This is a genomic window from Candidatus Nanopelagicales bacterium, from assembly GCA_041393815.1.
In the GTDB taxonomy this organism is placed as follows: domain Bacteria; phylum Actinomycetota; class Actinomycetes; order S36-B12; family JAWKJK01; genus JAWKJK01.
On sequence record JAWKJK010000001.1, the window covers coordinates 62589 to 74089 of the forward strand.

Sequence of the window (11501 nt, forward strand, 5' to 3'; positions counted from 1 at the left end):
TCACCCGGGCACCGGTCCCACGCAGGCCGCCAGGCCGGCGCGCGCCGCCTCGCGCAGCAGGGGCAGGTCGTCGGACAGCGCCTCGAGCAGGAGCTCGAACGCCGCCGGTACGAACCACAGCGGCAGGTCGCGGGCGGCCAGGACGGACTCGAACCACGACACGTACTCCAGCACCACCCGCTGGTCGCCGGTGGTGACCGTGGCCGCCAGGATGCGCAGCGTGCTGGACAGGTCCTCACGGGTGGCCCGGATGGCCGCGTCCTCGCCGGTCAGGAACGGCCAGCGCGCCAGCGCCCGGGCCACCGCGCTCTCCACCACGGACTGGTGGTCGCGTTCGGCGATCCGCAGCTCGGCCTGCACCCGTTCGCCGACCGCGCTGCCGCGCGGCGGGGCTGCCGGTGCGGCCGCGAGCGCGACGACGAGGTCGGCACCGCCGGACAGGTCCCCGCCCCACAGGTCGCCGCCCAGGGTGCGTGACCACGTCTCGTCGGGCCCGAACCCCCGTCCGCCGCACACCACGGTCATGCCGATGGCCCGCAGCGCCGTGATGGTGCGCAGCGCGCCGGGCAGGGACATCGGCATCGAGCAGCTCACCCCGACCACGGGCGGGGGGTCGTCCCCCAGCATCTCGGCCAGGTCGGTCGCCGGCACCGACGGGCCGACGAACGTGACGTCCAGGCCCCGCAGCCGCAGCACCTCCGACGCCATCCGGCCCGGGAGCAGGTGCCACTCGCCCTCGGTGCAGGCGACCACCGCACGCCCCCGTGAGCCTTCGGCCGGTGCTCCGGGCGCGCGCATCGCCGCGTCGGAGACCGCCTGGAGCGCGGACTCGGTGATCGCCGACGTGCGGTGCTCCATGGCGACGCTCCACTCGCCGCGGACCCAGCCGTTCCCCACCTCGACCTGGGCGGGTGCGAGGAGGCCGGTGATGACCTGCTCCGCGGGGACACCGGAGTCGAGCAGGTCCAGGCACACGTCGATGGCACCGCGGCGCTCGCCCCGGAGGACGGCGTCGAGGTAGCGGACCCGAGCCTCGTCCAGCAGCCCGGCGTCGACCCTCACTGCCACTGGATCACGTCCCTCCCCGAGTCCTTGGCGCGGTACATCACGGCATCGGCCCGCTTCAGGGCGTGCTGGCCGGGCAGCTCGTGCGGATCCGGTGGCTGCACCACGGACACCACGCCGGCGCTGAACGTGACGTGCTGCGGACTGGCCGCCGGCCAGGTCTCCCGGACCCGTCGCAGCACGGCCACGGCGTCGTCGAGCGTCGTTCCCGGCAGCAGCAGCACGAACTCCTCACCTCCGAGCCGGCCGACGATGTCGCGGTCGCGCACCTCCGCGCGCAGGTGCGCCGCGAAGGCCTTCAGGACCTCGTCCCCGGCATCGTGACCGAGGGTGTCGTTGACCCGCTTGAAGTGATCGAGGTCGAGCAGCGCCAGTGCGTCCCCGACCGCCGCGCCGTTGATGGCCTGGGTGAGCGGCCGACGGCTCCACAGTCCGGTCAGCGCATCCAGGGTGGCGTTCTCGGTGAGGATGTCGGCGCGCACCCCCCGGTCGACGACGGTGCGCGCGTCGGAGACGGCGGGCACGAGGAACCGGTTGAGCAGCAGGCGCACCTGCGGATCGGCGGTGACCGGGAGCAGGGGATCGGACTCGCCGAGGGACAGGTCGATGGGCACCGCGTCCGGAGGGTTGTCCTCGGCCGGGGCGACCCCGGCGCCGAGGGCCCGGGTGAGGTCGACCAGCGCCCGCTGCGCCGTGCGACCGTCACGCGCCCGCAGGATCTGCCTCGTCGCCCGGAGGGCGGCCGTGAGAGCACGGCGCTCGACCTCGTCCGGCGCCTCGGACGGGGCTGGGGACTCCGTCATCACTCCCCCCCTGACTCGCCTGCTGTGAGGCTACGCCTCGCCGTCGGCCGGTTCCTCCTGGGGAAGGAGGCGCATCCTCCCGCAGGACGACGCCGACGCCGCGGGGGCCGCCGTACGCTCGGAAGCGATGAAGCGACGCGTCCCGCCCTGGGTGTCCGACACCGTCATCGGCGTCGGGTTGTTTGTGCTCGCGCTGGCGTCGCTGCGGGACTACCAGGACCTTGGCGTCACCGACGTCTTCCTCCGGCAGACCGACGTGTTCGGCTACCTGCTGATCGCCGTGCAGACCCTGCCGCTCGTGCTGCGGCGCCGCTACCCGGTCGTGGTGCTGGCGGTGGTCCTGGCCGGGTTCTTCCTCGACCGGGGGCTGGACTACCCGGGCACCATGGCCACGCTCGGGCCGCTGTTCGCGATCCACGCCGTGGGCCTGGAGTTGAGCCCCCGTCGTTCCGCCGTCATCGGCGGCGCCGCGATCGCGGTCGTGTCCGGCTACACGCTGTACGGCGCGGTGATCCTGGAGTCCGTCGGCTACGACGACGCGGCGATCGTGCTGCTGACGGCACTCGTCGCGCTGTACCTCGGCCGCGAGGGGCACCAGCGCCGCACGGTGAACCGGCTCCTGCAGGAGCGTGCCGAGCGTGCCGAACGGGACCGGGAGGAGGCGGCCGCCGCTGCCGTCGCCGACGAGCGGGCCCGGATCGCCCGAGAGCTGCACGACGTCGTCGCGCACCAGATCGTCGTGATGACGCTGCAGGCGGAGGGCGCCGCGCGGCTGGACAAGGACGGCGATCCACGGGTGCGGGAGGCGCTGGCGACCATCAGTGGCGCGGGTCGCGAGGGACTGGCCGAGATGCGCCGGATGGTCGGGCTGCTGCGCGCGGAGGGGGAGGACGAGCCGAGGGAGCCGCAGCCGGGGCTGCAGGAGCTTCCCCGACTGGCGCAGCACTTCGCCGAGTCGGGGCTCCCGGTCGACGTGCACGTCAGCGGCGAGCCGCGCCGGCTGCCCGGCGGCGTCGACCTGAGCGCGTACCGGATCGTGCAGGAGTCCCTGACCAACGCGCTCAAGCACGGCGGCCCCGGTGTGCACGCCGACGTCACGGTCTCGTACGGGGCTGACGCGGTCGACATCACCGTCGTCGACGACGGCCGGGGGGCCGCCACCCCGCTCAACGGCTCCGGCGGGGGGCACGGCCTGGTCGGCATGCGGGAGCGGGTCGGCCTGCTGGAGGGGACGCTGGAGACCGGCCCGCACGCGGGCGGCGGCTTCCAGGTGCACGCGACCCTGCCGGTGCGGGCATGACCCGCCTCGTCATCGTCGACGACCAGGTGATGGTGCGTACGGGCCTGCGGATGGTGCTCGACGCCGAGGACGACCTCGAGGTCGTGGGGGAGGCCGGGAACGGCACGGATGCCGTCGCGCTCGTCGCGCGGGAGGTGCCCGACGTCGTCCTGATGGACGTGCGGATGCCGGGGATGGACGGCCTGGAGGCCACCCGGCGGATCACCTCGGCGCACCCGGAGGTCGCCGTCATCGTGCTGACGACGTTCGACCTCGACGACTACGTGTACGGCGCACTGCGCGGTGGCGCCTCCGGCTTCCTGCTCAAGGACGCCCCCGCGGACGACCTGGTCGCGGCGATCCGCGTCGTGGCGCAGGGGGATGCGCTGCTGGCCCCCTCGATCACGCGTCGGCTGATCGCGGAGTTCGCCGCCCGGCCCGAGTCGACGCAGCCGGACGGGCTGGACTCGCTCACCGACCGCGAGGTCGAGGTGCTGCGCCTGGTGGCCCGCGGGCTCACCAACGCCGAGATCGCCGGGGAGCTGTTCCTCGGCGAGACCACGGTGAAGACCCACGTGTCCCGGCTGCTCACCAAGCTCGGCCTGCGCGATCGCGTGCAGCTGGTCGTGGCGGCGTACGAGTCCGGGCTGGTCCACCCCGGCGCCTGACCGCGCCGTCGGTCCCCCGCGGTCCGACCGGGTCCTCCGTACGGAGGACCGGGCCCCGCGTCGCGTCGTCCCGTGGGAGCAGAGCAGAACCGTTCCACCGCCGGACGCGGCCGGGCACCGCTGCGGAACACCCTGGAGTCACGAGCCACACCAGGGAGGAACCCACCATGACCCTCGCACCGGAGATCGCCGTACGGACGGGCATCGCCGCCCGCATGGCGGACGGACGCAAGACCTACGGCCTCGGCGGCGCCGAGGTGCACGCGCTCGACGGCGTCGACATCTCGTTCGCCCGCGGCGCCTTCACCGCGATCATGGGCCCCTCGGGGTCCGGCAAGTCCACGCTGCTGCACACTCTGGCCGGCCTGGACACCCTCGACGCCGGCCAGGTCTGGATCGGCGACGAGGAGCTCGGCAGCCTCGACGACCGCGGCCTGACCCGGCTGCGCCGGGACAAGGTCGGTTTCGTGTTCCAGGCGTTCAACCTCATCCCGACGCTGACGGCGCGGGAGAACGTGCTGCTGCCGCTGACCATCGCCGGACGCAAGCCGGACATCGCCTGGTTCGACACGGTGATCGCGACCGTCGGCCTCGGCGACCGGCTCGAGCACCGGCCCGCGCAGCTCTCGGGCGGCCAGCAGCAGCGGGTCGCCGCGGCCCGCGCGCTGGTGTCCCAGCCGGAGATCGTCTTCGCCGACGAGCCGTCGGGGAACCTGGACTCCCAGTCGGGTGCCGAGCTGCTGTCCTTCATGCGGATGGCCGTGCGCGAGTTCGGTCAGACCATCGTGATGGTCACCCATGACCCCAACGCCGCCGCGTACTCCGACCGCGTCGTCTTCCTCAAGGACGGGCGGGTGGTCGACCAGATGGACCAGCCGACCGCCGACTCCGTGCTCGACCGGATGAAGACGCTGGGGGCGTGACGACGATGCTGCAGACCGCGCTCAAGGGGACGCTGGCCCACAAGGCCCGCCTCGCGCTCACCTCCGTGGCGATCCTGCTGGGGGTTGCGTTCGTCTCCGGCACCTTCGTCTTCACCGACACCATCCAGGCGCGCTTCGACTCCCTGTTCGCCGACGTGTACGCCGGCGTCGACGCATCCGTACGCGCCGAGGGACCCGAGTTCGGCGGCGACGTGACCACGGCGCCGGCGGCCCTGCCGCAGTCGCTGGTGTCCGACGTGGCCGCGGTCGACGGCGTCGCCGCCGCCGAGGGCTACGTCCAGGCGTTCGGCCAGGTCATCGCGGACGGCGAGCCGGTCGGCGGTCAGGGTCCGCCCACGTACGTCTACTCCTGGATCCAGGACCCGCAGCTGAACCCGTTCCGCATCGGCGCCGGTGACGGCCGCGCGCCGCAGGCCGACGGGGAGGTCGTGGTCGACGTCGCCACCGCTCAGGCCGCGTCCCTGGCCCTGGGTGACCGGATCGACCTGCAGTTCGCCACCGGTGCCGAGTCCTTCGAGCTCGTCGGCATCGCGTCCTTCGGCGACGCCAACAACCTCGCGGGCGCCACGATCTCGGTCATCACGCTCGACGACGCGCAGCGCATCCTCGACCTGCCGGGCCAGGTGACGTTCATCGACGTGGCCGGCGCCGAGGGCACGGACCTGGCCGCGCTGGCCAACCGCATCGCGACCGTCCTCCCCGCCGGTGCCGAGGTCGTGACCGGGGACCAGCTGATGGCGGAGGCGATCGACGGCTTCACGGAGGGGCTCGGCTTCCTCTCGACAGCGCTGCTGGCGTTCGCCGCCGTGGCCGTGCTGGTGGGCGCGTTCATCATCTACAACACGTTCCGGATCATCGTCGCCCAGCGGACCCGCGAGCTGGCGCTCCTGCGCGCCGTCGGGGCCTCAGCGCGCCAGGTCGTCGGGGTCGTGCTGGCCGAGGCGCTGGCGGTGGCGCTGCTCGCGTCCGCCGCCGGTGTGGTCGCCGGCGTCGGCTTCGCCCAGCTGCTCAAGGCAGGGATGGACGCGGTCGGCTTCGGCCCGCCGGACGGACCGCTGACGATCGAGCCGCGTACGGTCGTCGTCGGCATGCTCGTCGGCGTGGTCGTCACCCTGCTCTCCGCGCTCGTGCCGGCGCTGCACGCCTCCCGCGTCCCCCCTGTCGCGGCGATGCAGCAGACCGGCGTGACCCACAGCGAGAAGCCGGTCCGCAGCTGGCTGCGTGTGGCCGTCCTCGCGGCGGGCCTGGTGGTCGCGATGGCCGGACTCGCCGTCGAGCAGGGTGCCCTGATCGCGCTCGGTTGCGTCCTGACCGTCGTCGGCGTCCTCGCGCTCGCCCCGCTGCTCGCCCGCCCGATCGCCGCCGTGGTCGGCCGGCCGATCCCCGGTGCCGTCGGACAGCTCGCGCGCGAGAACGCCGGGCGTGACCCGCGTCGTACGTCCGCGACCGCCTCCGCGCTCACCGTCGGCATCGCGCTCGTGGTGTTCACCGCGATCTTCGCGTCCTCCACCAAGGACTCGATCGCGGCCTCGGTCGAGGACGCTTTCCCGGCCGACCTGATGGTGTCGTCGTCGAACTTCTACCTCGGTGTCTCCCCGCAGGCGCAGGCCGCCGTGGTGGCGACCCCCGAGGTGGAGGTGACCTCCCCGCTGCGCGTTGGTGCCGTACGGGTGGACGGCGTGGAGACCGCGATGACCTCCTTCGAGTCCTCGACGATCGACCGCGTCTACGACGCCGGCTCCACCATCCCGCTGTCGCAGGCCGGGGACGGACTGCTCGTGCACCAGGCCCTGGTCGACGACGGCCGGGTGGCCGTGGGCGACGTCCTCACCGTCGAGTCGCCGACGGGTGCCAGCGCCGAGCTGACCGTCGTGGGCTCGTACCGCGACGGCACGCTCGACTCGTACGCGGTCGACCAGTCCGTGTGGACCCGGCTCGGCGGGACCGACGACGCCGCGACCGTCCTGGTCGGGCTGCGCGAGGGCGTGGACCTGGAGACCGGCAAGGCCGCGGTCGAGTCGGCGCTGTCGTCCTTCCCGTCGCTCACCGTGGCGACGGTGTCCGAGCAGATCGCCAGCGTGGTCGCCCAGGTGGACGCGTTCCTCGTGCTGTTCACCGCGCTGCTCGGGATGGCACTGCTGATCGCGGTGCTCGGGATCGCCAACACCCTGGCGCTGTCCATCGTGGAGCGGACCCGGGAGATCGGGCTGCTGCGCGCGGTGGGGATGTCCCGGCGCCAGGTGCGCTGGATGATCACCAGCGAGGCCGTGGTGACCGCGCTGTTCGGCGCCGTGGTCGGCTCGGTCCTCGGGCTCGGGCTAGGCTGGGTCGTGGTGACGGCGCTGTCCGCGGACGGCCTGACGGCGTTCTCACTGCCGGTCGCGCAGATCGCCACCTGGCTGGTCGTCTCCGCGCTCGCTGGCGTGGTGGCCGCGGGGCTCCCGGCCCGCAAGGCCGCCCGCCTCGACGTGCTGCGCGCCATCGCCTACGAGTAGTCACACCCCTGTGGTGCCGGTGGCGTGAGCTGTGGCTCACGCAACCGGCACCACTATTCGGGGTGGGGCGGGTCGGACCGTCCGCGGGCTGACCCGCGATCACCGGGGTCGCGGGCCTACCCTGGGAACGGAGCGGGCAGGCCCTGCGCCACTCCGGGGAGGCGGCCCGTGGGCACCAGCCACGACCACCGGCGGCTGTACCGCCGCGAGGTCGGCAAGCGGGAGACGCCGATCATCCTGCTGTACGCCGGACTGATCGTCCTGGTGCTCCCGGTCCTGAACTACGTCATCCCGCCGCGGGGCGCCTGGTACGAGTACGTGATCACCGCGGTCGTCGGTCTGGCGTTCTGCCTGCTGTCGCTGGCGATGCGCCGGCCGGGGTTCCCGGCAGGCGCCGTCCCCTGGGTGTTCGCGTCGTGCACGGTGGGGTTGATCGGCCTGCTCCTGCTGACGTACCTGTGGGATCCCCGGGTGGTGAACCTGGTGTGGATCACCGGCGTGCTGCTGGCCTTCGGCCCGGGCACGGAGGCTCCGGCACCGTTCTTCGTGGCGGCGTCCGTCGGTCTCGTCTCCTTCGCCGTGGCGCTGGTGGCCTGGTCGGTCCCGGATGCTGCCGACTGGCTGCTGGTCGCGGTGGCGAGCCTGGTCATCTCCTACGTCCTGCTCCGCCGGCGTCTGCGTACCCTCGACGAGCTGGCCGACGCCCACGCGGCCAGCGAGCAGCAGGCGATGACGGATCCCCTCACCGGCCTGCTCAATCGTCGGGGTCTCACCGCCCAGCTCGGCGTCGTCGCCGCGACGGCACAGCGGTACGGGGACTCGCTGTTCGTGGTGTTCGTGGATGTCCGCGGGCTGAAGGCGGCCAACGACGCCCACGGTCACGACTTCGGGGACGAGGTTCTCGCCGCGGCGGCACGGGCGCTGCGGCGACAGGTGCGGCAGGGCGACCTGGTCGCCCGCTGGGGCGGGGACGAGTTCGTGGTGGTCGGCCTGGGCGCGGCCCCTGCCCCCGCCCGGCTGGAACAGCTTCTGCAGGACGCCGTCCGCGAGCAGGGACCCGACCCGGAACGCTGGTCCGGGCGCATGAGCGTGGGCCTGGCCGCCGCCGGTCCGTCGGTCCCGGCGGTGCTCGAGGCCGTCGCACGCGCGGACGCCGACATGTACCGGCGCCGCGGCGCCGCGGACGTCGGGGCCGCGGATCCCGCCTGACGTCGCGCGCTCCCCCTGTGGTGCCGGTTGCGTGAGCTGTGGCTCACGCAACCGGCACCACGACGCGGGGGGTGCGGGATAGCGTGCCGTCCGGAGGCGGGACCGTGCGGTCGCGCGAGGGGTGGGGTACGGAATGCGTTACGTCATGCGCGCACGCACTGTCGCCGGTGTCGTCGCGGTCGGGCTGCTGGCCGCGGCCTGCAGCTCGTCCACGACCACCGGCGGCGGGTCGTCCACCACGCCGGAGACGTCGGGCTCGTCCGCCGGCTCCGCGTCGGGGCCTGCCGCACCGGCCAGCACCTGCGTGCAGGACCCGGCCGCGGCGTACGCGGCGCAGCAGTCCCCGGAGTCGCTGACCGCGGCCCTGCCCGAGGACCTGGTGTCGTCGTTGGACGCCGCGGTGGAGGCGACGCTGCCGGACGTGTCGGCGCCGGGCATCGTCGCGGGCGTGCGCACGCCGGAGGGCACCTGGGTGAAGGCGTACGGCTCTGCCGACTGGGCGGGCACGACGCCCATGACCGACGACGTCCACCAGCGCATCGGCTCGGTCACCAAGACGATCACCGGCACGGTCATCCTGCAGCTGGCCCAGGAGGGCAAGCTCAGCCTGGACGACACGATCGACCAGTACGTGGAGGGCATGCCCAACGGCGACACCGCCACGCTGCGCATGCTCGCCGACATGACCAGCGGGATCGCGTCGTACACGTTCAGCAGCACGTTCACCGACTCGTACTTCGCCGACCCGGAGCAGGTGTTCACGCCGGACCAGCTGCTCGACGTGGCCCGGTCCCTCGATCCGCTGTTCGAGGCCGGGACCCAGTACAACTACTCCAACACCAACACCATCCTGCTGGGGAAGGTCATCGAGAAGGTGACCGGCCAGGACGTCGCGGATGTCTTCCAGGAGCGGGTGTTCGGGCCGCTGGGCCTGACGGGCACCTCGTGGCCGGGGGAGTCGCCTGACCTGCCCGAGCCGCACGCGACTGGCTACAGCCTGCAGGGCAGCGGCACCCCCGAGAACCCCGCCGACGCGACGTTCTGGAACCCGGCCTGGGGCTGGACCGCCGGCGAGGCCATCTCCACCGTGAGGGACCTGCTGGTCTACGGCCGCGCCATCGGCACCGGCCAGGGGCTGCTGGACGAGGCGACCCAGACCGAGCGGCTGACCTCGTTCCCGGGCGAGGCGGGCTACGGCCTCGCCATGGGCTGCGTGGCCGGCTGGGTCGGGCACACCGGCGAGCTGCCCGGGTTCAACACGTCGGTCTTCTACGACACCGGGTCCGACACCACGGTGATCGTCATGGCCAACAGCGACATCGCTTCCGGTGACTGCACCGAGTCGCCGGTGCTGCCGGACAACCCGACCGGGATCGAGTGCCGCTCGCCCGCGACCCGGGTCTTCGTGTCGCTGTCGGAGGCGCTCGGCAGCCCCTTCACCCCACCCCCGCTCGCCTGACCCCGAGGCCCCGGCCCGTTCGGACCGACGAGCCGCCCCTGACTCCGCCGCGGTTCCCCGGCCGAATGAGTCCCTACGTTGCTTGCGGGCCCGAAAGGGCTCCGCAAGCAACGCCCAGACTCATTCCGTCGGAGAAGGGCGCGGGCGCCACGCGAAGGGGCCACGCGAAGGGGCCACGCGCGGGAGTTACGCGCTGGGGTGCGTGGCGAGGGCGTCGGCGACCGCGGCGACGGCGGCGTCGACGTCGGCATCGGTGACCTCCAGGCTGAGGGCGATGAACCCGCGCGGAGCCAGGTAGAACCCCCGCTCCAGCAGGTCCAGGAACAGCAGCTCGCGCCGGCGCGGGTCCGCCGCGTCGAGGTCGGCCGCGGAGCGCACCGGTCCGGGCACCGGGTGCAGTCCGACGATCGATCCCGCGCCGGTCGCGGTCCAGCCGTAGGGGGCGCCCGCCGCCGACAGCGCCCTTCGCAGCCGGTCGCCGCGCGCGTTGACCTCGCGGACCAGGTCCGGGGTGAGCACCTCCGTCATGCCCGCGAGGCCCGCGGCCATGGACAGCACGTTGTTGTTGAACGTGCCGGCGTGCGGGAGCGCATCCGCGCGGGACGGGTCGAAGCGGGCCATCAGGTCCGCGCGGCCGCCGAAGGCGCCGAACGACAGGCCGCCGCCGAGGTACTTGCCCAGCGTCATCAGGTCCGGCCGGATCCCGTACGCGGTCCCCGCCCCCTCCCACGCCAGCCGTGACGTCATGACCTCGTCCAGGACCAGCAGGATCCCCAGCGCCGCGGTCTCCTCCCGCAGCATCTGCAGGTAGTCGCGGTCCGCGGGGATGCAGCCGCCGGAGCCCAGCACCGGCTCGACGAGCACCGCCGCCAGCCGGGATGCGTTGGCGCGCAGTGCCTCCCGCGACCCTTCGATGTCGTTGTACGTCATCACGACGGTCTCGTACGGCGCGTTGACGGGGGAGCCGCCGTGCCCGAAGTAGAGCAGCCCCCCGTGGTAGCCGCCGTCCACCACCGCGATGCCGGGGCGCCCCGTGGCCACCCGGGCCAGCGACACCGCCATCAGGTTCGCCTCGGTGCCCGAGTTGGTGAAGCGCACCAGCTCCAGCGGCGGGAACCGGTCCACGATCGCCCGCGCCAGCCGGGCCTCGTACGCGTTGTGCGCCGCCAGGCTGAGGCCCCCGTCGAGTGCGGCGTGCACGGCGGCGCGGATCGCCGCGTTGCTGTGGCCGTACAGGCCCGCGGTGTACTCCCCGAGCAGGTCGACGTACTCGATCCCGTCCGCATCGACGACCCGCGCCCCCGCGCCGGACACGATCCGAAGTGGGAACGGCCCGTGGTACAGCACGGTCCGGGTGTTGCCGCCCGGCATCACGGCGGACGCTTCGTCGTGCATCCGAGCCGATGCTGGCCGGCGGGCGGCGTAGCTCTCCCGGGCCAGGTCGACAGCTGCGTCGAGGTCGGTCTGCGCTCCGGTCACGGTGTTGGCGCTCACCGGACGAGCGTAGGTCGACAGGGAGTGCTGCGGACGTGTGAACTTCGGTACTCGTTGCCCTGCGCCGGGGAGCCGGCATGGCAGG

At 73.3% G+C, this 11501-nt stretch carries 9 protein-coding genes; 6 read left to right on the forward strand and 3 right to left on the reverse strand.

The window, feature by feature from the left end:
- Together R2737_00270 and R2737_00275 are read right to left on the reverse strand one after the other, a co-directional pair.
- Positions 1-1062: a cobalamin-dependent protein gene (locus R2737_00270; GenBank protein MEZ5114671.1), complete on the reverse strand. Its 1062-nt coding sequence runs from the start codon at positions 1060-1062 to the stop codon at positions 1-3.
- Positions 1059-1868, reverse strand: coding sequence for a GGDEF domain-containing protein (locus R2737_00275; protein ID MEZ5114672.1), 810 nt, complete (start codon positions 1866-1868; stop codon positions 1059-1061). Before R2737_00275 ends, R2737_00270 begins: the two co-directional genes overlap by 4 nt.
- A 127-nt stretch (positions 1869-1995) precedes the next feature.
- Here R2737_00275 and R2737_00280 point away from each other — a divergent pair, with 127 nt between their 5' ends.
- From R2737_00280 to R2737_00305, 6 genes are all read left to right on the forward strand, one after another.
- The gene (locus R2737_00280; protein ID MEZ5114673.1) at positions 1996-3168 is read left to right on the forward strand and encodes a histidine kinase; all 1173 of its coding nucleotides are present in this window, start codon (positions 1996-1998) and stop codon (positions 3166-3168) included.
- Positions 3165-3815, forward strand: coding sequence for a response regulator transcription factor (locus R2737_00285; GenBank protein ID MEZ5114674.1), 651 nt, complete (start codon positions 3165-3167; stop codon positions 3813-3815). The genes R2737_00280 and R2737_00285 overlap by 4 nt, the downstream gene beginning before the upstream one ends.
- A gap of 167 nt (positions 3816-3982) precedes the next feature.
- Complete coding sequence (locus R2737_00290; protein ID MEZ5114675.1) at positions 3983-4738, forward strand: ABC transporter ATP-binding protein; 756 nt, start codon at positions 3983-3985, stop codon at positions 4736-4738.
- A 5-nt stretch (positions 4739-4743) separates the two neighbouring features.
- On the forward strand, positions 4744-7254 hold the full coding sequence (locus R2737_00295) for an ABC transporter permease (protein ID MEZ5114676.1): 2511 nt from the start codon (positions 4744-4746) through the stop codon (positions 7252-7254).
- Positions 7255-7422: 168 nt separating this feature from the next.
- Positions 7423-8463, forward strand: coding sequence for a GGDEF domain-containing protein (locus R2737_00300; GenBank protein ID MEZ5114677.1), 1041 nt, complete (start codon positions 7423-7425; stop codon positions 8461-8463).
- Between the two features lie 145 nt (positions 8464-8608).
- Positions 8609-9922, forward strand: a complete 1314-nt coding sequence (locus R2737_00305; protein ID MEZ5114678.1) for a serine hydrolase domain-containing protein — start codon at positions 8609-8611, stop codon at positions 9920-9922.
- Positions 9923-10108: 186 nt separating this feature from the next.
- Here the strand turns inward: R2737_00305 and R2737_00310 are convergent, their stop codons facing one another.
- Positions 10109-11416, reverse strand: coding sequence for an aminotransferase class III-fold pyridoxal phosphate-dependent enzyme (locus tag R2737_00310; protein MEZ5114679.1), 1308 nt, complete (start codon positions 11414-11416; stop codon positions 10109-10111).
- Between the last annotated feature and the right edge of the window lie 85 nt (positions 11417-11501).